This window comes from Streptomyces virginiae, from assembly GCF_000720455.1.
Lineage (GTDB): Bacteria > Actinomycetota > Actinomycetes > Streptomycetales > Streptomycetaceae > Streptomyces > Streptomyces virginiae.
Genome location: NZ_JOAK01000012.1, coordinates 333845 through 360422, shown reverse-complemented (window position 1 = coordinate 360422; position 26578 = coordinate 333845). Strand labels below are relative to the sequence as shown.

27 protein-coding genes are annotated in these 26578 nt (G+C 72.4%); 13 read left to right on the top strand and 14 right to left on the bottom strand.

The features are described 5' to 3' along the window. Positions 1-174 precede the first annotated feature (174 nt). Positions 175-1029, top strand: coding sequence for a trypsin-like serine peptidase (locus IG86_RS38890; RefSeq protein ID WP_234316247.1), 855 nt, complete (start codon positions 175-177; stop codon positions 1027-1029). A 33-nt stretch (positions 1030-1062) separates the two neighbouring features. On the opposite strand, the gene IG86_RS0120410 is transcribed toward IG86_RS38890, so the two are convergent. The 7 genes from IG86_RS0120410 to IG86_RS0120380 form a co-directional block, all read right to left on the bottom strand. Then, a complete protein-coding gene (locus IG86_RS0120410) occupies positions 1063-1374 on the bottom strand; it encodes a hypothetical protein (protein WP_030898543.1) in 312 nt (103 codons plus the stop codon). Further along, positions 1371-1715 (bottom strand): hypothetical protein, encoded by a 345-nt coding sequence (locus tag IG86_RS0120405; RefSeq protein ID WP_030827010.1) that lies wholly within the window; start codon positions 1713-1715, stop codon positions 1371-1373. The genes IG86_RS0120410 and IG86_RS0120405 overlap by 4 nt, the downstream gene beginning before the upstream one ends. Positions 1716-1846: 131 nt before the next feature. Next, complete coding sequence (locus tag IG86_RS0120400; protein WP_030827013.1) at positions 1847-2290, bottom strand: NUDIX hydrolase; 444 nt, start codon at positions 2288-2290, stop codon at positions 1847-1849. A gap of 112 nt (positions 2291-2402) precedes the next feature. Further along, complete coding sequence (locus IG86_RS0120395) at positions 2403-3629, bottom strand: ABC transporter permease (RefSeq protein ID WP_030898539.1); 1227 nt, start codon at positions 3627-3629, stop codon at positions 2403-2405. Then, complete coding sequence (locus IG86_RS0120390; RefSeq protein WP_030898537.1) at positions 3626-4375, bottom strand: ABC transporter ATP-binding protein; 750 nt, start codon at positions 4373-4375, stop codon at positions 3626-3628. Before IG86_RS0120390 ends, IG86_RS0120395 begins: the two co-directional genes overlap by 4 nt. Continuing rightward, positions 4372-5490 carry a peptidoglycan-binding protein gene (locus tag IG86_RS0120385; RefSeq protein WP_030898535.1) on the bottom strand — a complete coding sequence of 373 codons (1119 nt, stop codon included), beginning with the start codon at positions 5488-5490 and terminating at the stop codon, positions 4372-4374. The genes IG86_RS0120390 and IG86_RS0120385 overlap by 4 nt, the downstream gene beginning before the upstream one ends. Continuing rightward, positions 5487-5984 carry a hypothetical protein gene (locus tag IG86_RS0120380; protein ID WP_030898532.1) on the bottom strand — a complete coding sequence of 166 codons (498 nt, stop codon included), beginning with the start codon at positions 5982-5984 and terminating at the stop codon, positions 5487-5489. The genes IG86_RS0120385 and IG86_RS0120380 overlap by 4 nt, the downstream gene beginning before the upstream one ends. A gap of 90 nt (positions 5985-6074) precedes the next feature. Between IG86_RS0120380 and IG86_RS0120375 the strand changes: the two genes are divergently transcribed. From IG86_RS0120375 to IG86_RS0120365, 3 genes are read left to right on the top strand one after another with little or no spacing between them, the layout of a single operon-like run. Further along, positions 6075-6737, top strand: a complete 663-nt coding sequence (locus tag IG86_RS0120375) for a response regulator transcription factor (protein ID WP_030827024.1) — start codon at positions 6075-6077, stop codon at positions 6735-6737. Next, positions 6734-8050, top strand: coding sequence for a sensor histidine kinase (locus IG86_RS0120370; RefSeq protein WP_338116751.1), 1317 nt, complete (start codon positions 6734-6736; stop codon positions 8048-8050). The genes IG86_RS0120375 and IG86_RS0120370 overlap by 4 nt, the downstream gene beginning before the upstream one ends. A gap of 26 nt (positions 8051-8076) precedes the next feature. After that, positions 8077-8883 carry a L,D-transpeptidase family protein gene (locus IG86_RS0120365; RefSeq protein ID WP_030827030.1) on the top strand — a complete coding sequence of 269 codons (807 nt, stop codon included), beginning with the start codon at positions 8077-8079 and terminating at the stop codon, positions 8881-8883. Here IG86_RS0120365 and IG86_RS0120360 read toward each other — a convergent pair. Beyond that, positions 8855-9493, bottom strand: coding sequence for a transmembrane-type terpene cyclase (locus IG86_RS0120360; RefSeq protein ID WP_045937116.1), 639 nt, complete (start codon positions 9491-9493; stop codon positions 8855-8857). The two genes, IG86_RS0120365 and IG86_RS0120360, sit on opposite strands and share 29 nt — an antisense overlap. A gap of 138 nt (positions 9494-9631) precedes the next feature. Here IG86_RS0120360 and IG86_RS0120355 point away from each other — a divergent pair, with 138 nt between their 5' ends. From IG86_RS0120355 to IG86_RS0120335, 5 genes are all read left to right on the top strand, one after another. Next, positions 9632-10579 carry an LLM class F420-dependent oxidoreductase gene (locus IG86_RS0120355; protein WP_030898522.1) on the top strand — a complete coding sequence of 316 codons (948 nt, stop codon included), beginning with the start codon at positions 9632-9634 and terminating at the stop codon, positions 10577-10579. A gap of 11 nt (positions 10580-10590) precedes the next feature. Beyond that, positions 10591-11376, top strand: coding sequence for an SDR family NAD(P)-dependent oxidoreductase (locus tag IG86_RS0120350; protein ID WP_030827038.1), 786 nt, complete (start codon positions 10591-10593; stop codon positions 11374-11376). A gap of 95 nt (positions 11377-11471) precedes the next feature. After that, the gene (locus tag IG86_RS0120345; RefSeq protein ID WP_030827041.1) at positions 11472-12593 is read left to right on the top strand and encodes an LLM class flavin-dependent oxidoreductase; all 1122 of its coding nucleotides are present in this window, start codon (positions 11472-11474) and stop codon (positions 12591-12593) included. 167 nt (positions 12594-12760) lie between these two features. Then, a complete protein-coding gene (locus tag IG86_RS0120340) occupies positions 12761-14500 on the top strand; it encodes an N-acyl-D-amino-acid deacylase family protein (RefSeq protein WP_030827044.1) in 1740 nt (579 codons plus the stop codon). Continuing rightward, on the top strand, positions 14497-15960 hold the full coding sequence (locus IG86_RS0120335) for an aldehyde dehydrogenase family protein (protein WP_030898519.1): 1464 nt from the start codon (positions 14497-14499) through the stop codon (positions 15958-15960). Before IG86_RS0120340 ends, IG86_RS0120335 begins: the two co-directional genes overlap by 4 nt. 41 nt (positions 15961-16001) lie before the next feature. Here the strand turns inward: IG86_RS0120335 and IG86_RS0120330 are convergent, their stop codons facing one another. The 3 genes from IG86_RS0120330 to IG86_RS40045 form a co-directional block, all read right to left on the bottom strand. Further along, positions 16002-17789, bottom strand: coding sequence for a hypothetical protein (locus tag IG86_RS0120330; RefSeq protein WP_030898516.1), 1788 nt, complete (start codon positions 17787-17789; stop codon positions 16002-16004). Positions 17790-17843: 54 nt separating this feature from the next. Continuing rightward, entirely contained in the window at positions 17844-18932 is a 1089-nt protein-coding gene (locus IG86_RS0120325) for a DNA alkylation repair protein (protein WP_030827054.1), read from the bottom strand. 112 nt (positions 18933-19044) lie between these two features. Then, entirely contained in the window at positions 19045-19779 is a 735-nt protein-coding gene (locus IG86_RS40045) for a hypothetical protein (RefSeq protein ID WP_157854855.1), read from the bottom strand. 275 nt (positions 19780-20054) lie between these two features. Between IG86_RS40045 and IG86_RS0120315 the strand changes: the two genes are divergently transcribed. The 3 genes from IG86_RS0120315 to IG86_RS0120305 all read left to right on the top strand — a co-directional run bounded on the left by IG86_RS0120315 (position 20055) and on the right by IG86_RS0120305 (position 22936). Next, positions 20055-21614 (top strand): APC family permease, encoded by a 1560-nt coding sequence (locus tag IG86_RS0120315; protein ID WP_030827071.1) that lies wholly within the window; start codon positions 20055-20057, stop codon positions 21612-21614. 130 nt (positions 21615-21744) lie between these two features. Continuing rightward, positions 21745-22038 (top strand): hypothetical protein, encoded by a 294-nt coding sequence (locus IG86_RS0120310; RefSeq protein ID WP_030827074.1) that lies wholly within the window; start codon positions 21745-21747, stop codon positions 22036-22038. Between the two features lie 58 nt (positions 22039-22096). Next, positions 22097-22936, top strand: a complete 840-nt coding sequence (locus tag IG86_RS0120305) for a bestrophin-like domain (protein WP_030827077.1) — start codon at positions 22097-22099, stop codon at positions 22934-22936. On the opposite strand, the gene IG86_RS0120300 is transcribed toward IG86_RS0120305, so the two are convergent. Then, on the bottom strand, positions 22849-23298 hold the full coding sequence (locus IG86_RS0120300) for a VOC family protein (protein ID WP_173429228.1): 450 nt from the start codon (positions 23296-23298) through the stop codon (positions 22849-22851). The genes IG86_RS0120305 and IG86_RS0120300 overlap by 88 nt on opposite strands. A gap of 332 nt (positions 23299-23630) precedes the next feature. Between IG86_RS0120300 and IG86_RS0120295 the strand changes: the two genes are divergently transcribed. Then, positions 23631-24158, top strand: a complete 528-nt coding sequence (locus tag IG86_RS0120295; protein ID WP_051785294.1) for a hypothetical protein — start codon at positions 23631-23633, stop codon at positions 24156-24158. Positions 24159-24226: 68 nt separating this feature from the next. On the opposite strand, the gene IG86_RS0120290 is transcribed toward IG86_RS0120295, so the two are convergent. Then, positions 24227-25411 carry a FlgD immunoglobulin-like domain containing protein gene (locus tag IG86_RS0120290; protein ID WP_157854854.1) on the bottom strand — a complete coding sequence of 395 codons (1185 nt, stop codon included), beginning with the start codon at positions 25409-25411 and terminating at the stop codon, positions 24227-24229. 24 nt (positions 25412-25435) lie between these two features. Then, entirely contained in the window at positions 25436-26533 is a 1098-nt protein-coding gene (locus IG86_RS0120280) for a hypothetical protein (protein ID WP_157854853.1), read from the bottom strand. Positions 26534-26578: the final 45 nt, after the last annotated feature.

The window sequence follows — 26578 nt, the reverse complement described above, 5'->3', positions numbered from 1 at the left end:
TCGAGGCGATGATAGGCGAATCGGCCAAAGCCCCCGCATCGGACCCGAGTTGACGGATGCGCGATGTCTGCCGGCGGTGACGGGCCGGCTACACAGGGGTCGTCCCGTGCCTTGCACCCGGCCCCGCCGTCAAGGCATGCTTCGCCAGGGCAAAGCGGAAGGATCATCATGCCGGTGGACAAGCGGAGCGTCGTGACTGCGGTGCTGTGTGCGGTGGCGGCTCTGGGGGCTTCCGCGGCGGTGGCGGAACTCGCGCCGCCCCCCGAGGCGACCGCGCCCGCGCGGGCGAAGGCCGCGCAGCCCTCCCTCTCGGCCACGGCCCCCTCGCGCTCGCACGCGCCGAAGCCCCAGCTGTCCTCGCCGCCCGGGACCACCCTGCCGCCGGCCGTGACGCCCCCGCCCGGCGGGCCCGCCGCCTTCACCGGCGCCCTGTTCACCGACGGCCTGGACAGCGACCACTTCTGCACGGCCACCGTGGTGCACAGCCCCGGCCGCAACCTCATCGTCACCGCCGGGCACTGCCTGCTCGCCGGGGACCAGGGAGGAGGCACCGCCGTCTTCGCCCCTGCCTACGCCAACGACACCGCCCCGTACGGCACATGGAAGATCGAGAAGGTCTTCGAGGACGACCGCTGGGCGGAGGGCACGGACGACGACTACGACCTCGCCTTCGCCACGCTCGCCCCCGACGCCCAGGGCCGCTCGATCGAGGACGTGACCGGCGCGGCCGTGCTGGACACCTCCGGCCGGGCCGGCGAGGAGGTCACCGTCACCGGCTACCCCGCCGACCGCAAGATCCCCCGTACCTGCACGGCGACCGCCGTGCGCGAGAGCGCGACCCAGCAGCGCTTCGACTGCGCGGACTTCCCGGGCGGCACCAGCGGCAGCGCCTGGATCGCCCGCGACGGCAAGATCGTCGGCATTCTCACGGGCGGCGACACCGACGACGTCTCGACGAGCACGATCCTCGGCGAGTACGCGTCCTCCCTCTACGCGAAGGCCACCGCCAAGGCCCCGACGTCCCACTAGAGCGCGTCCACGGACCCCGGCCGGCAGCCGGCGCTACTGCCAGAAAATCTGCTCGATGACGATCTGCGGTTCGGCCGTGCGGTGGACGAAGGTGAAGCGCAGCCAGCCGTGGCTCCGGTCGAAGTGCAGGACGTGGGCGCCGCGGGGGTCGGTCGAGCGGGCCGGCTCGAGACTCACCTTCGTGGTGTCGAGATGGTCGTCGCGGTAGGGATGCTGTGACGTCTTCAGCTCAGTGACCGCGTCGACGATCAGATCCCGCACGTCATCAGGCAATGTGTCCCGGTACTCGGCGGCGAGCTTGGTCCAGTCCGTGGCCCACGGGGGGCCGGTGAACTCTGCGCTCACTCGCCGGGTCCGAGCGCGGCCACCCGGTGGTGGATGCGCGACGCCTCTTCCAGCAGGTCCCTGGCCTTGTCGGGGTCAGCGCAATCGGCCGCCCGCTGCTCCAGATCACGCACGTGGTGGTCGAGGTGGGGATCCCTGGCGAGCGCGTACTCGCCCCACCAGCGCGCCAGGAACGCCGGCGCCGCCCCGATGTCGTAGGTGTCGGCGACCTTCGCGCGCCAGTTGGCCTCGAAGTCGTCCAGCAGCTGCGGGGCGTGGGCGGCGATCGCCGCCCGCAACGCGGGAATGCTGCGCTCGGGCATCGGGGGGACACCGTGGGCGGGCCCCGGGGCGGTGGTCATGAGACTTCCTCTTCCGGTCGGCGCCCTACACGATAGTGCGCCCGGACCCGTCCCGTGAGGGGTCGGCGCATACGGGGCAGGCGTGGCGCGGGGCGCGCCCCCAGGGGGTGGCGGGCCGGGGTGGGGTGGGGTCAGGGCAGCAGGCCCAGGTGGACCGGTTCGGTCCGGGGGTTGGTGAGGAGGTCCGAGAGGCGGGGTGGCCAGACCGGTTCGCCGAGGGTGGCGAGGTGCTGGGCCGACAGCCACTGCCAGTGGATGCCGGGGGCCTCCAGGACCGGTTCCCGGTGCGGGCCCGTGGTGACGTAGATGTGCTCGTGCTGGCGCACCGGTACGCCCTGGTGGGTGAAGTCGTGCTCCCAGGTGCACAGCAGCCGTTCCGGTTCCAGGTCGGTCCAGCCCGTCTCCTCGCGCAGCTCGCGCCGGACGCAGTCCTCCGGGCTCTCGCCGGGGTCTATCCCGCCGCCGGGCGGCAGCCAGTGGATGCCCACCTCCACGTTGTTCTCGCGGAAGAGGAACACCGACCCGGTGGGGGACAGGATGACAACGCGTGCCGCGTGACGTGGAGTTCGCCTCATCGATTCAGGGTACGTCCGTGATCGGCTCCGAGGGGTCGGCTTGCGTTCCCTTCACTCCCCGGAGCCGATCACCGATCACCGGTCACCGATCACCGAACGCCGCCTGAGCCGCCTACGCCGTCGCCAGGGCCAGCGTCGGGGAGAGGCGGGCCGCGCGCACCGCCGGGTAGAGGCCGGCCAGGGTGCCGATCACCAGGGTGGCGGCGAAGCCGCCGCCCACCGCCCACGGCGGGACCACCCACGGCATGTCGCCCGTGCGGGCGTAGACCGCCGTGGCCGCGCCGCCCAGGACGGTGCCCGCGAGGCCGCCGAGCCCGGACAGCAGCAGGGACTCCGTCACGAACTGGATCCGGATCTGCCCCCTCGTGCCGCCCAGCGAGCGGCGCAGGCCGATCTCGTGGCGCCGTTCGAGCACCGAGATGATCATCGTGTTGGCCACGCCGACCCCGCCCACCAGCAGTGCGATCCCGCCCAGGCCCAGCAGCAGCGTGCTGAAGGCGCCCTCGGTGGCCGCCTTCGCCTGCAGGGCCGCCGACGGGTCGGTGACCGAGACCGCGCTCGGGGCCTGCGGGTTGGCCGTCCGCGCGATGAGCTCGCGGACCGCCGCCACCCGGTCGTCCGCGGAGCGTTCGTACACGGCCGTCGGGTGCCCGTCGAAGCCCAGCAGCCGCTCGGCCGCGTCCCAGCCGATCAGGGCGGAGCGTTCGATCTCCGGGGCCAGCGGGACCGGCCCGAGGATGCCGATGACCGTGAAGTACCGGCCGCCGATGAAGACCTGCTGCCCCGGTTCGGTGATGCCGAGCCGGCGCGCGGAGACGTCGCCGAGCACCACCGAGGGGTAGCGGCCGGTGGCGTCGTTGAGCCAGGTGCCGCTCGCCACCGAGGCGCGCAGGGTCCCCGGCAGGTCGTCCTTGGCCGCCTTGACCGCGACGCCGCCCGTCTCCTCCTTCGGGATGTTCTCGGAGCGGCGTACGGACTCGGCGACATCGCCCGTGGTGCCGACCGACTCGACCCCCGCGATGCGGGAGATCATGCCGGGGGCCTCCTTGGGCAGCGTGGTGTCCTGGCCGCTGAACATGCCCTGGCCGGGCGTCGCCACCAGCATGTTCGTGCCGAGCCGGTCGAGTTCGCGCAACAGCTTGGCCTGGCTGGAGGAGGAGATGCCGACCACCGCGATCATCGTCGCGATGCCGATGGCGATGCCGAGCGCGGACAGGAACACGCGCATCGGGCGGGCGCGCAGACCGGCCGATCCGACGTGCAGGACGTCGCGCGAGGAGAGCCTGGGCGGGCTCAGCCGCGCGGCCGGCTTCCGGACGCGCCGCCTCGTACGGCTCATCGCGCCGCCCCCGCGTCCGCCCCCGCGTCCGCGCCCGCCGGGGCGGCCCGGCAGGCGCGGATGTCCGCGACGACCTCCCCGTCCCGGATGCGCACCTGCCGCGGCAGGCTCGCCGCGATCTCGTTGTCGTGGGTGATCACGGCGATGGTGGCCCCGTCCTGGTTCAGTTCGTGCAGCAGCTCCATCACGGACTCGCCGGACGCCGTGTCCAGCGCGCCCGTCGGTTCGTCGGCCAGCAGCAGGTCCGGTGCGCCCGCCACGGCCCGGGCGATGGCCACGCGCTGCTTCTGCCCGCCGGACAGCTCGTGCGGCCGGTGGTCCATCCGGTCGCCGAGGCCGACCCGCTCCAGGGCCCACGCCGCCCGGCGGCCGCGCTCGGCCCGCGAGAGGCCGGAGTACAGCAGCCCCTCGGCGACGTTCGCGCGGGCGCTGATGCCCGGCACCAGGTGGAAGGACTGGAAGACGAAGCCGACGTGCCGGGACCGCAGGGCGGACAGCGAACGGTCCGACAGGGCCGCGATGTCGTGGCCGGCGATCCGTACGCCGCCCGACGTCGGGCGGTCCAGGGTGCCGACGATGTGCAGCAGGGTGGACTTGCCCGAGCCCGACGGGCCGACGATGGCGAGGAGTTCGCCGCCGCCGATGCTGAGGTCGACCCCGCGCAGGGCCGTGACCCCGCCCGGGTACTCCTTGGTGACCCCGGTCAGTTCCACGACCGGCTCGGCGGCTGTTGTCGTGGCCGTCACAGCTTGGGGATCCCCACCTGCATGCCCTCCTTGAGGGCGTCGCCGGTCACCTCGACCCGGCCGTTGCCGAACATGCCCAGCTCGACGCGGACCTCGCGGGCCCGGCCGTCCTCCACGACCTGGACGCCGAAGCCGCCGCCCGCGAGGGCCAGCAGGGCGTTGACGGGTACGGAGAGCACGCCCTTGCGGGTCTCGCCGGTCAGGCCGACGGTCACCGGGGACTGGTCCGGTGCGCTGACCTCGGCCGGCTCGTCGAAGGTGACGACCACCTCGGCCTGGGCCTTCTTGTCGCCGCCCCCGCCGCCGCCCCCGCCTGCGCCGCCGCCCGCGCCCGGTCCGCCGTTCTTGTCGTCGGACCGGGCCCCGCCCACCGACTCGATCTTCCCGGTGGCGCTGCCGCCTCCCGGCAGCCGTACGGTCACCGGCTCGCCGGCCTTCGCCGCCGCCGCCTTCGCCGCGTCCATCTGGAAGCGGACGATGCGCTCGGTGCCCGTCACCGTCAGCACCGGCTTGCCGGGCGCCGCCTCGTCGCCGACCGCCGCGTCCTTCGCGCGCACCCGCTGCGGACCCGCGGCGAAGGCGACGTCCTCCTTGCCGACCTCGCCCGTCTCCGCCGCCTTGTGGGCCTTCTGCCACCGCTTGACGGCCGTCGTCGTGCCCGCCGTGAAGACCGGGTCCTCCGGGTCGAGCCCCGTGCCGTACCCGAGGGCGAGGAGGTTCCGCTTGAGCTGCTTGACGTCGTCGCCCTTCTCGCCGGCCTTCAGCGGGCGGTACATCGGCGTCGACCCGTACATGAGCCGCACCGGCCGGCCGTTGACTTCGTACAGCTTCCCGTCCCGCTCGACCGCCGAGCCCTCGTCCGCGACCCACGTCAGGACGCCCGGGCCGCCGGCGTTCACCTTGCGCTCCCGTGCGTAGCCGAGCGTGCCCTCGACCTGGAGGCCCGAGCTGAGGTCGCCGCGCTGCACCGGCGCGGTGGCCGGGGGCAGCCCGCCCGCACGGCGCTGCTGCCCGGCGTCGTCGCGCTGTGGCTGGGCCGTGACGACGTAGCCGCCGCCGGAGACGGCCAGTACGGCGGCCAGCGAGCCCAGCAGCCACTTGGCACGCGTCCTCATCGGGCCGCTTCGCACTTCTTCTGGGCCTCCTCGAAGGCCTTCTCCTGACCCTTGGGGATCTCCACGGCTCTCCGGGCGCCGCCGCTGTACTCAGGGTCCTTGAGGGCGACGCCGTTGTCGCGCATGCACTGGATCCACTTGAGCTCCTTGTCCTTCTCCTCCTGCGAGGGCTCCTTGCCGGAGCCGGGGCCCTGCATCCCGCACGCCTTCATCGCCTCCTGCATCTTCTGCGGGTCGGCGCCGCCGCCCAGGGTCATCCCGCGCGGGTCCTGGCCGGGCTCGGGGTCGGGCACGTCGATGCCGTGCTCGCGCAGGCACTGGCGCATCTTCACGGCGCGGTCGGCGTCCGCCCCGGCCCCGCCCGCGGCGGAGCCGTTGCCGCCGCCGCTCGCGGAGGTGTCCTCGCCCTCCGAGGGGTCGTTCGCGCAGGCGGTCGCGAACAGGGTCAGCCCGGTGACGACCGCGGCCGTGGACATGATGAGGGATCGCTTCATGGGCCCGAGCCTGCGGTGAAGGGGCCTTTCGCTTCCCTCTCGCACCCCGCTTACAACGGCGAAACACCGACCTCCGGTAAAGAGGACGGCATGCGCGTACTGGTGGTGGAGGACGAGGAATTCCTCCGGGAGATGATCGCCGAGGGGCTGCGCCGTGACGCGCTCGCCGTCGACGAGGCGGGCGACGGCCTGGAGGCGCTGCGGCGGCTGCGCCTGGGCGAGTACGACGTCATGGTGCTGGACCGGGACCTGCCCGGCCTGCACGGCGACGAGGTCTGCCGCCACGTCGTGCGCGAGCGGCTGCTGACCCGCGTCCTGATGCTGACCGCGTCGGGGACCGTACGCGACCGCGTCGAGGGCCTCGGGCTCGGCGCCGACGACTACCTCACCAAGCCCTTCGCCTACGACGAGCTCCTCGCGCGGGTCCTGGCGCTCGGGAGGCGCGCCCGCCCCGCGCTGCCGCCCGTACTGGAGCGGGCGGGCGTCGCCGTCGACACCGCCCGGCGCAGCGCGACCCGGGACGGGCACCGGCTCGCGCTGTCCCGCAAGGAGTTCGCCGTACTGGAGGCGCTGCTGCGCGCGGAGGGCGCCGTGGTCGGCAACGACGACCTGATCGAGCAGGTGTGGGAGCAGGACACCAGCTACTCCACCAATGCCGTCCGCGTCACCCTCAGCAAGCTGCGCGCCAAGCTGGGCGAGCCGCCGCTGATCGAGACCGTGCCGGGCGCGGGCTACCGGATCGCGGTCCGGTGAAGGTGTTCCGGCGACGGCGGGTCCCCGGGGAGCCGCGTCCCCCGCGGAAGGTCCCGCGGGTTGCGCGCGTCCCGCGGACCGAGCGCGGCCGGCTCACCGCCCTGTACGGCTCGCTGCTGCTCCTGGCAGGCGGCGGTCTGGTCGCCCTGGTCTACGTCATGGTCGGCCAGGGGCTGTACGCGAGCGTCAGCGGCGCCGTCCGCACCGTCAGCCCGGCCTACGTCCTCCCCTCGCCCGGGGCCACGCCCGGCCCGCTGCTGCGACCGGGCCGCCTGTGCGAGCCGGCGCAGCGGCGGCCACCGGGCGAGGCGCCCAGCGCCGAGGAACTGAAGGGCTACGCCTACACCCAGAACCTCTCCGACGCCGTCACCGAGGCGACCCGCCACCGGCTGCTGATGTATTCGCTGCTCGCCCTGGCCGTCTTCGCCGTGCTGTCGATCTGGCTCGCCTGGTGGATGGCAGGCCGGGTGCTGCGCCCGGTCGGCGTGATCACCGGGACGGCGCGCCGCCTGTCCGGGGAGAACCTCCACGAGCGGATCTCCCTCGACGCCCCGCCCGGCGAGCTCAAGGAGCTCGCCGACACCTTCGACGCGATGCTGGGGCGGATGGAGCAGCTGGTCTCCGCGCAGCGGCGGTTCGCGGCGAACGCGGCGCACGAGCTGCGGACCCCGCTGGCCGTGCAGCGGGCGGCGGCCGAGATCGGGCTGGCCGGGGATCCGTCGCCGGAGAAGGTCGCCCGGATCCGGGCCAAGCTGATCGGGGTCGCCGATTCCAGCGAGCACCTCATCGAGTCGCTGCTGCTCCTCGCGGTGTCCGAGCAGGGGCTGGAAGCGACCGGACCGGTGGACCTGGCCGCGCTCGCGGCCGCCGAGCTGGCGGCCTGCCCGCAGGAGGGCCTGACGGTCGTACGGACCTTCGCGCCGCTGACGGTGACGGGCGACCAGGTGCTGCTGGGCCACCTCCTGCGCAACCTGCTCGTGAACGCGGTGCGCCACAACCGCGCCGGGGGCCGGGTCGAGGTGTCCACCTCCGAGGACGGGGAGCTGGCGGTGTCCAACACCGGAGCGGTGATCGATCCGGCGGACGTGCCCGGGCTCCTGGAGCCCTTCCGCCGGCGCGCCGAACGGCAGCACACCGCAGGTGAGGGCGCCGGGTTGGGCCTGTCGATCGCCGCGTCCATCGCGCGGGCGCACGATGCGGAGCTGACGGCGGGGGCCAATCCGGGACCGGAGGGCGGCCTGACCGTGCGCGTCCGGTTCCCGGTGCCCGGCGTGGCGCGCACAGCGCGCACAACGCGGACAAACCATCTCTGATGGTGTGTTGAGGTACGGTCGGTTGAATGAGCAAGCACGCCCGAGCACGCTCCCGTCCCGCCCGTACGTCCCGCCGTACGGCCCGTCGCGCGGCCCTCGCCGCCACCCTCGGCCTGCTGACCCTCACGGCCGGATGGGCGTACGTCGCCCAGGACCCCGACCAGGCCGCGGGCGCGGGTCAGGCCCGCGCGGACTCCCGCCCGCAGCCCGTGGACCGGGCGGCGCGCGACATCCCGCGGTCGCCCCTGCAGGGCCTGACCGGGATCAGCGAGCGGACCCGGGAGAGGATCCCGGCCGAGTCGCGCCAGCTGATCCTCGTCACCGGCAAGGCCGTGGACTCCTCGGAGTCCACGGCCACCCTCTACACCCGGCCCGCGGCCGGGGCCGACTGGGTCAAGGCCGAGAGCTGGCCGGCGCGCAACGGGGCCCGGGGCTGGTCCACGGAGCGCACGTACGGCGACCTGACCTCGCCGCAGGGCGTGTTCGCGCTCACCGACGCGGGCGGTCTGCTGTCCCCGCCGCCGGGCACGCGGCTCCCGTACGACGAGGACCGGGGCTTCGTCGCCACGGGGCGCGGTGTGAACGGGGAGTCCCTGGTGGGGTCCTTCGACTACGTCGTCGCCATCGACTTCAACCGCCGTCCGGGCCGGTCCCCGCTGGATCCGGTCATGCCGGACGGTGAGGACAAGGGAGGCAACATCTGGCTCCACGTGGACCACGACGGCCCCTCCCAGGGCTGCGTCGGCATCCCGAAGGAGGCCATGCGCAAGGTCCTGCAGACCCTGGACCCGGCGGCGAAGCCGGTCATCGTGATGGGGCCGGAAGGCTTCTGAGGGGGCCGCCGGGGCCGCGCAGCAGCAGCCCGATGTAGGCCAGGTCGAAGAGGCTGCACAGGATGCCGAGGCCGAGGATGAACGGAGCGTCCTCGATCACCCCGAAGAGCAGGGTCGGGGCCAGGGTTCCGAGCCATTTGGCGACGCCGATGGTCAGGGACTGGCCCTGCGGCCCTTGCCGGGCGGCGTACATCGCGACGAACAGGCCCGACATCAGCAGGTTCTGCAGGAAGGCCGAGTAGCGGGTCGCGTCGTGCATCCCGAAATGTGCGAGGAAGAGCCACTGCACGGCGAAGCCGGTGGTGAACAGCAGCGCCGACCAGCCGGCGAAGAGGGGCCGGGTCACGAAGCCCGGCAGCCCGGCGCGCCCGAAGCGCAGGTACGTCCAGATGATCACCACGTCGGCCGTCGCCCACACCACGTCGACCACGCCCTGGGGCGAGAGCCCCTCCCTGAACTCCAGGACCGCGTAGGTCGCCTCCCAGGCGAAGTTCAGTGCGAGCGCGGCGACCGGCATCGCGTACGTCCGGTCCCGCAGTCCGACGCGGATCGCCTCCACGTACACGACCGTCCAGGCGATCCCGCTGACCAGCGTGAGCATCAGATCCACGGGCCGCACCCTAGGCGGTACTCCCCGGCCGGGAAAGGTGCGCGTTCGAACCGACCTCTTGTCTGACGGAGCGTCAGGTATCACGATGGCCCGGCACCGATATGACGAATCGGCAGACGAAGGCGAGGCGGGCCCGCCATGGCGCGCGTGTTTCCGGAAGGTCGGCTGGTCTACGGGATGCAGCTCCCGGTCCAGTCGCAGAGCACCATCTACGCCGAGCCCTGGGAGGCGTCGGCCACCGCCGCCGATCTCGCCGGGATCGCGCGGGCCGCCGACCGGTCCGGCTTCGGGTACGTGGCCACCTGCGACCACGTGGCGATCCCGCGGCGGCTCGCGGGCCCCATGAGCACCGTCTGGTACGACCCGGTCGCCACCCTGTCCTTCCTCGCCGGGATCACCGAGCACGTGCGGCTGATGAGCCACGTGGCGATCCTCGGGCTGCGCCACCCGCTGATCAGCGCCAAGCAGTACGCCACCCTCGACCACCTCTCCGGCGGCCGGCTGATCCTCGGCGTCGGCGCCGGTCACGTCCAGGAGGAGTTCGAGATCCTCGGCGTGGACTTCGCGCGCCGCGGGCCGGTCCTCGACGAGACCCTGGACGCGCTGCGGGCGGCGCTCGGGCCCGAGGAGTATCCGGAGTTCGAGGGCGAGCTGTTCTCCTTCAAGGACCTCGGGCAGCTGCCCCGGCCCGCCCAGGAGCGGATCCCCGTCTGGGTGGGCGGCTCCTCGCCCGCCGCCGTCCGCCGGGCCGCCGTCCGCGGGGACGGCTGGCTCCCGCAGGGCGACCCGCGCGACCGGCTCCCGGCGCAGATCGCCCGGATCCGCGAACTGCGCGCCGAGGCCGGGGTGGACGCGCCCTTCGAGGTGGGCGCCATCACCGAGGCGCTGTACGTCGGCGAGCCCGCCTGGGACACCGGCCGCCGCACCCTCACCGGCAAGGCGGAGGCGCTCGCGGAGTCCCTGCGGGAGTACCGGGCGCTCGGCGTGGACCAGATCCAGGTCCGCTTCCGCAGCCGCGACCGCGCCGAACTCGTCGACCAGATCACCGCCTTCGGGGCCGAGGTGGCCCCGCACCTCAACGACTAGGGAGCACGGGCATGGGCAAGCTGGACGGGCGCGTCGTCATCATCACCGGTGCGGCGCGCGGCCAGGGCGAGCAGGAGGCCCGCCTCTTCGCCGCCGAGGGGGCCAAGGTGCTCCTCGGTGACGTACTGGACGAGCAGGGCGCCGCGGTGGCCAAGGACATCGGCGAGGACCGCGCCCGGTACGTACGCATGGACGTGAGCCGCGAGGAGGACTGGGCGGCCGCGACGGCCGCCGCGAAGGAGGCCTTCGGCCGGGTCGACGGCCTGGTCAACAACGCGGGCATCCTGCGCTTCAACGAGCTGACCTCGACCCCGCTGGAGGAGTTCCAGCAGGTGGTCCAGGTCAACCAGGTGGGCGCCTTCCTCGGCATCAAGACGGTGGCGCCCGAGATCGAGGCGGCCGGCGGCGGCACCATCGTCAACACCTCCTCCTACACCGGCCTGACGGGCATGGCGTACGTCGGCACCTACGCCGCCACCAAGGCGGCGATCCTGGGTCTGACCCGGGTGGCCGCGCTGGAACTGGCCGGCAAGGGGATCCGGGTCAACGCGATGTGCCCGGGCGCGGTGGACACCCCGATGGCCAATCCCGGCCTGCTGGACCCCGAGAACATGACCGACGAGGCCCGCGAGGCGATGGCCGAGCTCTACCGGCGGGTGGTCCCGATGGGGCGGGTGGGGCAGCCCGAGGAGATCGCCAGGCTCGCGCTCTTCCTGACCGGCGACGACTCCTCGTACATCACCGGCCAGCCGTTCGTCATCGACGGCGGCTGGATGGCGGGCGTCAGCATTCTCTGATGAGGCGTCAGGTATTGACGCTCGCACCCTCGCGATGGAACAGTCGAGACATCGAATCTGACGGAACGTCAGAAACAGAAGGACGGTGAACCCCCTTGGAATTCGGGCTCTTCGTGCAGGGATACGTGCCTGAGGCGCGGTCCAAGGTCGACCCCGAGGCAGAGCACAAGGCGCTGGTCGAGGAGACCGAGTACGTCATCCAGGCCGACAAGTCCGGCTTCAAGTACGCCTGGGCCTCCGAGCACCACTTCCTGGAGGAGTACTCGCACCTGTCGGCGAACGAGGTGTTCCTCGGATACCTCGCGCACGCCACCGAACGCATCCACCTCGGCTCCGGGATCTTCAACCCGCTCGCCCCGGTGAACCACCCCGTCAAGGTGGCCGAGAAGGTCGCCATGCTCGACCACCTCTCCAAGGGCCGCTTCGAGTTCGGCACCGGCCGCGGCGCCGGCAGCCACGAGATCCTCGGCTTCCTGCCGGGCATCGAGGACATGAACGGCACCAAGGAGATCTGGGAGGAGACCATCGCGGAATTCCCCAAGATGTTCCTCCAGGAGGAGTACGAGGGGTTCCAGGGCAAGCACTGGTCGCTGCCGCCGCGCAAGGTCTTCCCCAAGCCGTACGGCAAGGCCCACCCGGCCATGTGGTACGCCGCCGGCTCCCCGTCCTCCTACGCCATGGCGGCCAAGAAGGGCCTCGGCGTGCTGGGCTTCAGCGTGCAGAAGGTCTCCGACATGGAGTGGGTCCTCGACCAGTACAAGACGGCCATCAGGGAGGCGAAGGCCATCGGCGCCTTCGTCAACGACAACGTGATGGTCACCTCCACCGCGATCTGCGCCGAGACCCATGACAAGGCCGTCGAGATCGCCGTCAACGCCAACATGAACCGCTTCCAGTCGCTGGTCTTCCGCTACCACGACACCTTCCCGCGGCCCGAGGCGATCCCCGAGTGGCCCGAGACCCTGCCGGAGTACAACGCGGAGATCATCGAGCTGCTGATCGCCGAGGAACTCCTCATCTGCGGCGACCCCTCCGAGGTGCGGGCCCAGTGCAAGCGCTGGGAGCAGGCGGGCGCGGACCAGCTCTCCTTCGGTCTGCCGACCGGCGTCGGGTACGAGGACACGATGACCACGATCAAGCTGATCGGCGAGCACGTGATCCCGCAGATCGACACGGACCCGGTCCACCGCACCACCCGCTTCCGGCAGTCCGCCTGACCCCTGCGGGGCGCACCGACGGGGACGGCGTCTTCCCGGACCGCCGTCCCGCACCGGCCCCGGCCGGGCGGCCACCGGCCGGGGCCACATCCAGCCCCGCCGGCGGGGCTGAAGGCGGGTGGAGCCCCCACGCACGGCGCAACGCGAACACCGGCAGAAGGGACGTCATGCTCGACCACCTGATCAAGGGCGCGACCGTCGTGGACGGCACCGGCGCCCCCGCCCGCGTCGCGGACCTCGGCATACGCGACGGCCGCATCGCCGTCATCGCCGAACCCGGCACCGTCACCGAAGACGCCCGCACCAGCGAGGACGCCACCGGCCTCGTCCTCACCCCCGGCTTCGTCGACCCGCACACGCACTACGACGCCCAGCTCTTCTGGGACCCCTACGCCACGCCCTCCATGAACCACGGCGTCACCACCATCGCCGGCGGCAACTGCGGCTTCACCCTCGCCCCGCTCAACCCGGACCGCCCCGAGGACGCCGACTACACGCGCCGCATGATGAGCAAGGTCGAGGGCATGGCCCTCAAGGCCCTGGAGGAAGGCGTCGACTGGACCTGGTCCACCTTCGGCGAATACCTCGACGCCCTGGAAGGACGCATCGCCGTCAACGCCGGCTTCATGGTCGGGCACTGCGCCCTGCGCCGCCACGTCATGGGCGAGGCGGCCGTCGGCGGACAGCCCACCCCCGAGCAGATGCAGCAGATGCTGGACCTCTTCCACGACGCCATGAACGCCGGCGCCTGGGGCCTGTCCACCACCCAGTCCTCCACCCACTCCGACGGCGCCGGCGCCCCCGTCGCCTCCCGGCACGCGAAGCCCGCCGAACTCCTCGCCCTGTCGAAAGCCGTCGCCGAACACGAGGGCACCCAGCTCGAAGCGATCGTCGCCGGCTGCCTCGACCAGTTCTCCGACGAGGAGATCGACCTCTTCGTCGACATGAGCGCCGCCGCCGGAAGGCCCCTGAACTGGAACGTCCTCACCATCGACGCCGCCGTCCCCGAACGGGTCCCGCGCCAGCTCGTCCCCAGCGAACGCGCCCGCAAGGCCGGGGGCCGCATCGTCGCGCTGACGATGCCGATCCTCACCCCCATGAACATGTCGCTCGGCACCTTCTGCGCGCTGAACCTCATCCCCGGCTGGGGAGAGGTCCTCGGCCTGCCCGTCCCCGAGCGGATCGCCAAGCTCCGCGACCCGGACGTCCGCGCCGAGATGCTGCGCCGCGCCGACAGCAGGGAAGCCGGAGTCTTCCGGCGCCTGGCCAACTTCGGCCGGTACGTCATCGGCGACACCTACAGCAAGGAGAACGAGGGGCTCTCCGGGCGGGTCGTGAACGACATCGCCGCCGAACGCGGCCAGGACCCCTTCCAGTGCCTCGTGGAGATCTGCGCCAACGACGAACTGCGCACCGTGCTCTGGCCGATGCCCACCGACAACGACCCGGCGAGCTGGGCCCTGCGCGCCGAGACGTGGCAGCACGAGGACGTCATGCTCGGCGGCTCCGACGCCGGCGCGCACCTGGACCGGATGTGCGGAGCCCCGTACACGACCCGCTTCCTCGGCGACTGCCTGCGCGGCCGCAAGCTGGTGCCGCTGGAAGAGGCCGTACGGATGCTCACGGACGACCCGGCCCGGCTGTTCGGGCTGCGCGAGCGCGGCCGGCTCGCCGAGGGCTACCACGCGGACCTGGTCCTCTTCGACCCCGAGCGGATCGAGGCCGGCCCGGCCACCCTCGTCCACGACCTGCCCGGCGACAGCCCCCGCCTGGACGCGCGGGCCATCGGCATCGTCTCGGTCCGGGTCAACGGCGTGGAGACCATCCGCGACGACGAGGTGACGGGCGCCGTCCCGGGCACCGTGCTGCGGTCGGGCCGGGACACGAGGACGGTGAGCACCCGTTGAACACCCAACCCCTCTACATCGGCGGCGAGTGGGTGGAGCCGGCCGGCGGCCACTACGAAGTGGTCAACCCGGCCGACGAGTCGGTGGTCGGTCTCGCCCCCGAGGCCTCGCGCGAACAGGTCGCCGAAGCCGCCCGCGCCGCGGCCGAGGCCTTCGAGAGCTGGTCGCGCACGACCCCGCAGGCACGGGCGGCGATCCTCGACCGGGCCGCGGACATCATGCAGCGCGAGTTCGCGCCGTGGACGGCGCTGGCGCAGGCCGAGACGGGCGCGCCGACCGGGATCGCGCGGGGCATGCAGGTCGGCGTCGGCGTCGCCCGCTTCCGCCGGTACGCCAAGGGCGCGCTGGAACCGGTCGAGAAGGGGCTGCCGCCACAGGTCACGGAGTCCGGCCCGATGGGGAGGGCGAGCATCCTGGGCGCCCTGGAGGTCCGCCAGCCGGTCGGCGTGGTCACCTGCATCACCTCCTACAACAACCCGTGGGCGAACCCGGCCGGCAAGGTGGCACCCGCCCTGGCCATGGGCAACACGGTCGTCGTCAAGCCGGCGCCACAGGACCCCCTGTCCGTCTTCAAGATGGCGCAGGCCCTGCACGAGGCCGGGGTCCCGGCGGGCGTCGTCAACGTGGTCGGCGGGCAGGCGGTGGAGGTCGGCGAGGCCGCGGTGGACTCCCCGTACGTGGACATGGTGTCCTTCACCGGCTCCACCGGCGTCGGACAGCGCATCGCGGAGGTCTGCGGCCGCACGATGAAGCGGCAGCTGATGGAACTCGGCGGCAAGGGCGCGGCCGTCGTCATGGACGACGCCGACCTGGACGCGGCGGTGATGGGGATCGGGACCACCTTCTCCTTCTACTCCGGCCAGATCTGCACCGCCCCCACCCGCGTGATCGTCCACCGCTCGGTCCACGAGCAGCTGATCGAGAAGCTCACCGGCTACCTGGCCTTCATGAAGGTCGGCCACCCGGCGGCGGCCGGGACGGTCGTCGGCCCGGTCATCTCGGCGGCCCACCGCGACCGCGTGGAGTCGTACGTCGAGCTGGGCAGGAAGGAGGGCGCGCGGGTCCTCCACGGCGGGGAGCGCCCCGTGGTCGGTGACGGCCGCGGCTTCTACGTCGCCCCGACCCTGCTCGTGGACTGCACGAACGACATGCGGGTGGTCCGCGAGGAGATCTTCGGCCCGGTCGTCGTGGTCGTCCCCTTCGACGGCGACGAGGACGAGGCGGTCCACCTGGCCAACGACAGCGACTTCGGGCTGCTGAGCTACGTGTGGTCCGGCGACTCGGCGCGCGCCTTCCGCATCGCGCGGCGGCTGCGCGCGGGCGGGGTCGGCGTGAACACCATCGGCCGGAACATGGAGGCCCCGTTCGGCGGCTTCAAGCGCAGCGGTGTGGGCCGCGACGTCGGCTCGTACGCCCTGCACGCCTACAGCGAGGTCCAGTCGATCGTCTGGCCGGGCTAGGGAGTTCCGGCCGGGGGCGGTCGCCCCCGGCCGGAGTCGGGTCATGTCTGCGGGGCGGGCGGGGGTGGGCGGTAGCCGAGAGCCCGGGCCAGCTCGTCGTTGCCTCCGCCGAAGGTGGCGAAGGCCTTCGGGTCGTCCGTCTCCAGTCGTCGCAGGACGGCGGCCGCCCGGTCCCGGGGCGGGCCGTCGTCGTCGGGCAGCGACCAATGGAAGGAGAGCGATCCCCCGGTGCCGGGAGGCGGCGCGGACGGTTCGTGGCGGAGGTGGAGCACCACGGCGTCCGGGTCCCGCCAGTCGGTGCCGACCCAGTGCTGCGAAAGCTCCCACCGGGCCGCCAGCTCGGGACGTTCCCGCAGGCCCGCCGCGATCAGCCGGGCGGTGCTGCGGGCCGGCCAGCACCAGGAGTGGTCCCGTTCGGCCCGCGCCAGCTCGGCGTCGTAGGCGGCGGCGTCGAAGCGACAAGGGGGCGGCGGCGGGCCGACCGCTCCGCGCCAGCCGTCCCACACCACCTCGTCGCCGTCCCGGCGGATCGTCACGTACAGGGCGCCGCAGCAGCCCTCGGTGCAGTACGCCTCGGCGAGCTGCACCTCCCGGGGCTCCGGTGCGGCGCGCAGCCGCCCGCTGTCGAGCAGGTACTCGGGCGGGTTGCCCCGCCCCTTCCCGAAGAGCGCGGCGACGAGCGGGACTCCGTCGGCCAGGATCCGGGTCTCGACGGCGGAGGAGTCCGCGGACCCGTGGACGACGACCACCTCCCACCGCGGGCGGTCCCCGTCCTCGGCGCGGGCGAAGGGGAGGTGCCGGTTGCGCCGGAACCAGGCCGCCTCGCGGTCGCCGGGTACGGATTCCGGCGCGGTGGCGGGCAGCAGCCCGTCCAGGGCGTCGAGCAGGGTCCGGCGCCGCCCGGGCCGCCAGTTCAGCAGTACGGCGGGGCCGCTGTGCAGGTCGAGGGCGACCGACAGCAGCAGCGACCGGTGCTCCGGGGTCGGGGGCAGCCGGTCGGCGTGCCGGACCAGGGCCTCGTACACGGCCCGGGCGGGCCGGTAGCCGAGGATGTCGGCGCGGCCGTCCTGTTGGTCTGCCATCCGGTGCAGCAGCCGGCCGGTCAGCGCGAGCAGCTCGGCGTCCTGCGGCCGGGCCCGGAGCAGCCCGTGCAGGTCGGCGGCCTCGGCGATGCGCCGGGCGAGCCACATGGCCTCCGGCTCGTCCGGCAGGGAGACCAGAGCCGACCGGGTGGCCTCCGCGTCGCCGGTGGTGATCGCGTCGGTCAGCGCGGTCAGCTCCCCGCGCCGGTCTCGGCTGCGGATGACCAGCAGGGCGGCGGCCTGCCGGTCGAGCGGGTCGAGGGCGGCGCTCGCGGCGTCCGCGAGACCGTGGAGCATGCCGAGGGCCTTGAGGCAGGGCACGTCCTCGGGCTCGCCGAGGCGGATCAGCAGGGCCATGCCGACGCCGACGGCCGCGGCGTCGGTACCGGTGCGGGTCAGTTGCCGGGCGGTCCGCCGGGCGGCGTCCTCGTCGGCGAGGGCGAGCCGTGCGGTGTGGGCGCGCAGGGTGCGATGGGGCATGGCCAGTTCGGCGGCCGCCCTGTGGACTGCCGCGGCGGCCCGTACCGGATCGGGGTCGCAGAGCAGGGGGGTGAGGGCGTCGGTGACTTCGATGTGCGCCTGTTGCCAGGTCAGGTCTGCGCGGCTGGGCTCCGCAGGGCTCTCGGGCAGGGGAAAACCCTTGCGCGGGACGCGGCCGTCCGGCTCGATGCCGTGGCGGAAGAGGGCGTAGTCGTAGAGGGAGGTCGTCCGGGAGCTGAGCGCCGGGCGCTCTTCGCGGGCGCTCACCGGGCGGGGTGGGACTCGATTCCGTAGGTCATGCCCCGCAGCATGCCGCAGTGATCATCCGGCGTCCAGCGAGAATACGGCCTCGCCGCGGACCCGGCCGTTGACCTGGAGCTGCACCAGGTGCTCGCCGGAGTGGTAGCGGCGGGTGGTGATCGGCTTGAAGGAGTGCCGCTTGGTGCCGCCGAGGGTCTCGCCGGGGGCCAGCGGGCGGGTGACGAGCTTGAAGACCTTCGGGGTGCGGGTGCCGTTCGCCTTCGTGTGGTGCACGACGTAGTCGATGACCAGCTCGGCCGGGAGCTCGCCGGTGTTGGTGACGGCGTAGTCGAAGACGAGGTACTCCCCGACGGCCACGCGCGGGGTGGTCACCACCGGCCCGTGCACGGTGACCGGTACGTCCGGGGCGTGCCCGAGGAGGGTCAGCGCCTCGGGCCGGCCCGCCTTGACCAGGGTGCGCAGGCCGTGCCGGACGACGCGGTCCGTCGTGCCGGCGGGCCCGGCCAGCCAGCGGGCCGCGGTCTCGACGGCGAGGTCGGGATGGTCCCGGCTGATGTCGTTGAGGTGGTTGGAGACGGAGCGGCGGACGTACTCGGACTCGTCGGTGTAGAGGGCGTCGAGCACCGGCAGGGCGGGGCGGGGGTCGGCGACGAACGCGGGGAGCTGCGGGGCCCACGGCAGGCGGGGGCGCGTGCCCTCGCTGGCGAGGCGCCGTACGTGCGGGTCCGGGTCGCCCGTCCACTTCCGTACGACGGCCAGGGCGCGGTCCGGGTCGGCGCGCAGGAAGGGCCGTACCGCGGATTCGGCGGTCAGCCGGGAGGTGAGGTCGTGCAGCAGCTCCAGTCCGGGCTCGAACACCTCCAGCCCGCGGACGGCGACGGCCTCGTTGACGGGGAAGGTCATCCATCCCGCGAAGCCGGGCTCGGCGAGGGCGGTGCGCACGACGGCCTCGAAGGCGGGCCAGTCCTCGGGGAGGTCGGCGAGGACGGCGTCGCGGACGGCGGCGACCCGGCCGCTGTACGTCAGCCCGTCGAGGGCGGTGGCGCGGGCGGTCAGGGCGGGCGCGGTCCGGCGACCGCCGGACCGGGCGAGGAGGCGGGCCAGGGTGGTGACGGTGTCCGCGCTGAGGAGCTCATCGGCCGTGGGCATGGGGACAGTCTCACGGATCGCCCGCCCGGTCCGCCGGTCCGCCGGTCCGGAGGCCCGCGGGTCCGGAGGCCGCCGGCCCGCCGGTCCGCCGGGCTGTGGGGTCGCCGGTCCGTCAGTCCTTGTAGTAGTCGGTGAGGACACAGCCCTTCACCAGGGCGGGCTCCTTGCGGAAGCCGCTCGGCGGGTTGAAGTCCGCGTGGCAGTTGAGCATGAGCAGTCCGGCCCGGGGCTGGAGCAGGGCGCTCATGGCGTCCGAGCTCTCGGATCCCATGGCGAAGTCCTGGCCGACGACGATGCCGCTGTTGCGGTTCCCGCTGCCTTCCTTCGCCGTCTGGTCCTTGAAGGCGGTCTGGAAGGCCTTCGCGTCCTTGTAGAGGACGATGGTGGTGGTGTTCCGCCTGCCGCAGTATCCGGTCTCGGTCACGGTGGCGTTCGCGCCGAACGAGGCCTCCGGGCCCTCGCTCGGTCCGCCGTCGCCGCGGTCGGGACTGATCGGGTCGCACTTGGTGTAGCCGTTGACGAAGCGGGCGGCCGCGGCCATGGTGCCCGCCTTGGGCAGCTTCTGGAACGCGGTCCCGTCCTTGGGGGCGTTGCCGTTGACCCCGCCGTTCTTCGTCGGGTTCTCCAGGGTGCCCTCGTGGGGCCCGCCGTCCGTGACCCCGCCGGTCCCGGTCCCGGTGTCGGAGCCGATGCCTCCCACGGTCGGGTTCTGGCCGCCTCCGCAGGCGGTGAGGGTGAACAGGGCGGTGACGGCCGCGGCCGATGCCAGCAGTGTTCCGGTGCGCATGTGCGTGATGACTCCCCCGTTGATGACCTTGAACGGCGGCGACTCTAAGACGGTGATCATGTCCACGGCAAACTGGTCCGCGTACCCCGTTACCAGTGGTCACCGCAAAGTCACGAGGGAAAGTTTGGAAAAGTGCAAATCGGACATGCCTGCGGTTTCCGCATACCGAAAGCTTCTCGGTCGAGCCTGCTGATTCGCGGTTGGGTGCCTGAGTGAACCTTTCATTAAGTGCTCGTGAACTGTCTTGCCCGCAAGATTCCAAGGCGTCAGGGCCTGTTCTCTTCCGGAGTCCGATCCTCCAGATGTGGAATACGCACCATCTAACGTCCTGACCCATGACTCAGCTGGACGTTCGGCCTCGGGCCGGAGACACGGTAAGCGGCGTCGCCGACGGCGATGTTCGCGGCAAGGGCCTCGGCAAGGGGTCCGTGGGGCTCGTGGGCAGCGCCGTCATCGGCATCTCCACCGTCGCCCCCGTCTACTGCCTGACCTCGACCCTCGGCTCCACCGCCGGCGAGGTCGGCATGCAGATGCCCGCGATCTTCCTCGCCGGCTTCCTCCCGATGCTCCTGGTCGCCTTCGCCTACCGCGAACTCAACAAGGCCATGCCGGACTGCGGCACCTCCTTCACCTGGACCGTCAAGGCCTTCGGCCCGCGGATCGGCTGGATGTGCGGCTGGGGCCTGGTGATCGCCACGATCATCGTCCTCTCCAACCTCGCGGGCGTCGCCACCTCCTACTTCTGGCTGCTGGCCGGTGAGATCACGGGCAATCCGTCGATCGCCGCCCTGGACGACAACAAGCTCGTCCACATCGCCACCTGCCTCACCCTGATCGCCCTCGCGACCGCCATCAGCTACCGCGGCATGACCGCCACCAAGGGCGTCCAGTACGCCCTGGTCGGCCTCCAGCTCGTCGTGCTCGCCGTCTTCGTCGCGATGGCCTTCCAGAAGGCCTCCGCCGGCACCTTCGACACCGGCCTGGACTTCTCCTGGTCCTGGATGAACCCCTTCGCGGTCGAATCCATGGCGGCCTTCACGGCCGGACTCTCGCTCTCGATCTTCATGTACTGGGGCTGGGACGCGTGCCTGGCCACCAACGAGGAGACCACCGGCTCCACGAAGACCCCCGGCCGCGCCTCGCTCATCGCGATGGTCGTCCTGGTCGGCTCCTACCTCGCCACCGGCGTCGCCGCCCAGATGGCCGTCGGCTCGGGCGGCGAAGGCCTCGGCCTCGCCAACGAGGAGACCTCCGACAACGTCTTCGCGGCCCTCGCCGGCCCGGTGATGGGCCCGGTCCTCGGCATCCTGCTCTTCGTCGCCGTCCTGGCCTCCGCCGCGGCCTCCCTGCAGACCACCTTCATCCCGGTGGCCCGCACGGTCCTCGCGATGTCGACGTACGAGGCGCTGCCGCCCTCCTACGCCAAGGTCCACCCCAAGTTCAAGACCCCGGGCCGCGCCACCGTCATGGCGGGCGCCGCCACCGGGCTCTTCTACACGGTGATGACCCTGGTCAGCGAGAACGTCCTGACCGACACGATCTTCGCGCTCGGCCTGATGATCTGCTTCTACTACTCGCTGACCGCCTTCGCCTGCGCCTGGTACTTCCGCGCCGAGCTGCGCCGCTCCTCCCGCGACCTGTTCTTCAAGGGCGTCTTCCCGGTCCTCGGCGGAGTCCTCCTGGCCGCGGTGTTCTGCAAGACCCTCTTCGACATGTGGGACCCGTCCTACGGATCCGGTTCCACCGTCCTCGGCGTCGGCAGCGTCTTCATCATCGGCGTCGGCCTGCTGGCCCTCGGCCTGGTGATCATGTTCGTCACCGAGCGCCGCAGCCCCGCCTTCTTCCGCGGCGAGGTCCTCACGAAGTCCACCCCGGCCCTGGTGGTCGAGGACTGACCCGACCCCCCGACGGCACCCGCAACGCCACCCGCCGAGTCATCCCCGCGGCCCCGGATCGATCCCCCCGATCCGGGGCCGCCGGCGTTCCCGGCGGTGACCTCGGGTGCGGGAGGTCGTTGGGCCGGGCATGACTGCCATGAAGCGCACGCTCGCCGCCCTGGTCCTGTCCGGGGGCGCCGCCCTCGCACTCGTTCCCGCCGCCGCGCACGCCGCCGACGAGCCGGCCGCCGGGGCGGCGCCGCTCGTCGGCCGTGTCGTCGACATCGCCGACCACCCCGCGCAGACCGTTCAGGACACCAAGACGGCGGTCGCGGTGACCCAGGGCGCGGTCGGCTCCGCCACGAAGGCGACCGACAGCTCACTCGGCGGCGCCGGCTCCGCCCTGGACGCCGGGCTGCCGAAGACCCCGAAGGTCGACTGATCCGGGCCGGTACGGGGGCGGGCCGGGATTTCGACCCGCCCCGCTCGTTGAGCAGCGCATGATCCTCTGGTTGCTCAACAGCCTCAGCACCTTCGTCATCGCCGTCCTCCTCGTCGGCGGCCTCACCGGGCTCGCCGTGGCCGGGAGCGTCGCGGCCCGCCGCCGCTTCCCGCACCTGGCCCAGGGGGAGCACAACGAGATGGTCGGGGTCGCGCTCGGCATGTTCGGCGCGATCTACGGCATCATCCTCGCCTTCGTCGTCGTCACCCTGTGGACGCAGCTGGAGACCACCCAGAGCATCATCGCCGCCGAGGCCAGCGACCTGGCGGCCGTCGTACGCAGCGCCGACGCCTTCCCCGCGGCCGACCGCGCGAGGGTGCACGCGGCCGTCGGCGCGTACTCGCACGCCGTCGTCGAGGTGCAGTGGCCCCTGATGCGCGAGGGCCGGCCCAGCTACGAGGCGACCGGCGCGCAGACGCACGCCCTGTACCAGGCCCTCATGGCCTACGAGCCGCAGGGGCCCCGCGCCGAGACCTTCTACGGGGAGGCGGCCTCCAGCCTCAACGACCTCAACGCGCAGCGCCGGGCCCGGATCACGATGGCCGAGACCTCCCTGCCGGTCCTGCTCCAGGTGCTCGTCTACGGAGGCGCGCTCGTGATCGTCCCGCTCACCTTCCTCTTCGGGCTGCGCAGCCTGAAGATGCAGCTGCTCTTCGTGTCGGCCGTCGCCGGGCTGATCGGATTCAGCCTGCTCCTGGTGGTGGCCCTGGACCGGCCCTTCGCCGGAGACCTGAGCGTGAGCCCCGCGCCCTACAAGGAGGCGGCGCTGGCGCGCTTCTGGACGGCCGACGCCCCGGCGGACCAGCCCCAGGTGCGGGAGCAGAGCACCAGCCGGTAGCCGTCGGGGTCCTCGACGGTGACGCCCCACTCGTCCCAGTACGGGTTGTGGGCGACCACCCGGGTCCCGCCGTGCTCGACGAGGCGCTGCACGAGGGCCTCGTCGGGCTTCTCGCCGAGGTACAGCACGAAGAGGTCGTCGACCGTGGGGGCGGGCGCGATCGGGTTCGAGGCGTCCCGGGTGAGCTCGAAGTGCCACCCGCCCCCGGCCGGTCCGACCATCAGCAGGTCGTGCTCACCGGGCACGCTCTCGGCGCTCCGCCACTGGACCTCCAGCCCGAGCCCGTCGACGTAGAAACGCTCGGCCGCGCGCAGGTCCAGGGAGGGCCGGGCGACACGGACATGGGTACGTGCATCGATCATGTCCGGCAGCGTACGGGGCGCGCCGCGCCTACGTGGCCGGTAATCGTCCCGTCACCGGCCACCTCGGATTCCGCTTAGCCGTGGCGGCTCTCCCCGGGCCGTGCGGCGCGGGCGGACCAGGGTCTCACCCTCACCTTCAGGGCAGGATCGAATACCGGCCACATAGGTCCTGACCTGGGTAAATGCGCTTCGTGTTGGGTGATGCATCGGCCTAAGATCGACCCTGCCGACGGCCCGCTCATGCCGCTTCTCGGGGGGAGCGACATGGGCCGAAACGACCATTTCAGGGTCCGTCCGGCCTCTGCTTCAGCCCGACATGGGGGAAACGAACGATGCACAAGAACCTTCTGCGCGCCTCGGCCGTCGGCGCCGCGGCGATCGCCTTCTGCGGCGTCATCTCCGTCTCGCAGGCGAGCGCGGCGCAGACCTGCTCGACCGCCGGCACCAACGCCCGCATCCAGGTGATGACCGGGATCATCCCGGAGGCGCAGCTGTCCGTACCGACCTGCGTCGAGGCCGTCGCGGACGGCAAGGTCCGCGGCAAGGCGACCGTCAACTGGGGCTTCATCAACGACGGCCAGTCCGACATGACCAGCAAGCGCTTCACCTCCTTCAAGGTGACGACGCGTCTGGAGAGCCGGGTCCCGGGCGGCACCGACGTCGTGGTCAACAGCAAGACCTGCGACGTCACGGCCAACATCAACGCCGCGCCCGAGAGCAGCTTCACCTGCCTGACCCCCGCGGTGACCCTGGACCCGGCCAAGCAGTGGTCCGGCGACGCGACCGTCGTCTACGACATCGAGGGCGACGGCAAGGGCCCCATCACCTGGCAGCTCACGGGCTCGCCCCTGATGAGCTGACGCCGAGCCGGCGGAAGGACAAGAGGCCCCTCGCCGGAGCGAGGGGCCTCACCGCGTGGCGGTACGACTCAGGGCCGGGTCGGCCGGCCCGCCTGCGAGGTCGCGCCCTTGAGGGTGATGGAACCCGTCGCGGTGAGCGGGCCCCCCTGGCCGTCCGCAGGGCTGACGAGCAGCGTCCATTCGTACGGTCCGTTGGCGACCGTGCGGCCCGCCTGGTCCTTCCCGTCCCAGGTCAGATCGATCACACCGCGCGTCTCGCCGCCGGTGCGGACGACGGTCGAGATGCCCGAGGTCGGGTTGCGCACGAGCAGCTTCCAGGACGCGGCGGGCTTGGACAGCCACCAACGGGCCTGGCGGCCGGTCGTGCTCTTGGAGTCCAGGGTGCCGGGGACGCTCTGGTCGATGACAGCGAGCGGGGAGCCGGCGCCGGTGACTGCGACCACGTGGACGGTCTCGTCCTGCCCCAGGTATGCCAGGCGGCCGCCGAAGCGGTCTACGGCGAAGCCGACGCTGGGACCGCCCGCCGCGAAGTCGTCGACGCGGTGCTCCTTCACCGCCGTGCCGGAACGCAGGTTGTAGACGTCCAGCCTGCCGTAGCCCTCGTGGGCGAGGTAGCCGTCGCCGAGCTCCACCGCGCCGTGGGGCTTTTCGGCGACGAAGGGCACCGGGACCCGCTTCCGTGTCGGCACGTGGTAAGCGGCCGCGGCGGCGCCCTCGGCGGAGCAGGTCGAGTAGAACCAGTCGCCGTTCGCCTGCAGCTCGTACGGACGGCAGCCCGACCCGAGGTCGACGCGCCGCGTGACCTGGCCGGTCCGCAGATCGGTCGCCGCCACGACGCCCTTGTCGCCCTCGGGCTGCCAGAGCAGGGAGCCCCACAGTCCCGCGGTCGAGGCGGGCTTGATGTCCAGGGGCTTGCCGCTGTCGATGTCGAGGACCATGAGCCGTTCGGTCCCGTTCTCCTGCACACGGATCAGTACATGGCGGCCGGAGGCGCTCAGCATCGTGGCCGACTGCAGGGCGCCGGGCAGCTTCACGGTGCGGTGGGCGCCGCCGGTGCGGGCGTCCCGGATGTAGGCCGTGTACGCGCAGCCCTGGGTGCACGACGTACTGTCGGCCGTCACTCCGACGACCCGACCGTCACCCGTCGCCGCGTTTCCGGACCTCGTGGAGGCCGCGTGCTGGCAGGAGGGGTCCTCGCGCGAGGTGTCGCAGCGCCAGAAGGGCGCCGGGGCGACCGACAGCGGACCCTTCACCGACACGCGGTAGCCCAGGACGGATTAGGTCTGGTCGAGGTGCAGGGCGGAGAGGTCGCCCTGGGCGAAGGCGATGCTCTTGCGGTCCGAGGGCCGGGGCGTGAGTGCGAGGGCTTCCTGGACCCGCAGGGTGCCCTGGGCGTCCGTGGAGATGCCGTGGACGCCCCAGCGGCCGCTGCCGATGGTGGTGGAGAGCCCGTAAGCGCCGCCGTCGGGGCCCAGGAGCAGCGGCCCGTCCAGCTTGCCCAGCAGCGGTCGGGGTGTGCCGCCGTCCACCGGGTAGGCCGACACCGAGTCGTCCCAGCCCCTCGTGGTGTCCGCGATCAGCCAGTCACCGACCGGCATGACCCGGTCCGGTCCGGGGAGGGACAGCGTGCGGGTCACGGAGGGGTCGGTCCTCGACACCATGACGGCGTCGTCGAACTGGACCATGGCGATCCACTTCGAGCCCAGCGACGCCTTGTTGTACGCGGAGTCGACGCCCGAGGGGCGCGGGAGCTCCCGGAGCGTGGCCGTGGCGTAGTCGAGGTAGCGGTGCCCGTGCCCGCCTTCCTCGGCCGTGTTCCAGTATTCGAGGAGCGCGCCGCGCGCGTCCGACGCGAGAACGGCGAAGGACCCCATGGGCCCGGCGCCCGTCACCGGGACGTCCTTGCGCGGCTCGTTCGCGCGACCGAGCAGATGGAGCACGTACCGGCTGTTCGCGTCCTTCTCGTACGCCAGCACCTGGGTCGGAGACATGGCGTTGGTCCAGGTCAGGTTCGCCCTGGCCGGAACCGATTCGGCCGCCCCCGTGTCGAAGTTGCGGATCTTCAGGTCCGAGGCGCTCGTGCAGGCGATCTCGTCCCCGAGCGCGGCGACCCCGCCACCGCAGTCGAGCGGCGTCTTCCTGCCGTCGGGATGACGCCACGAAATCGGCTCCCTGTTCCTCCTGTCCTTGAGCACCATGCCCTTGCCCGCGGTCAGGAGGATCAGCTCCGGCGGGAAGGCCCCCGGCTCGGCCGCGAGCACGGCCTCGCCCCCCGGGGCCGGAGTGGCGGTGGCTGCCGTTGGTGCGGCGACCAGCGCCCCGATGGATGTGGCCAGTGCGAGCGCGGTGGCTCCCACGGCACGGGACAGTCTCAAGTGTGTTCCGACCCCCTGGACACGTGTGGGGGTCGGCAGCGGCTG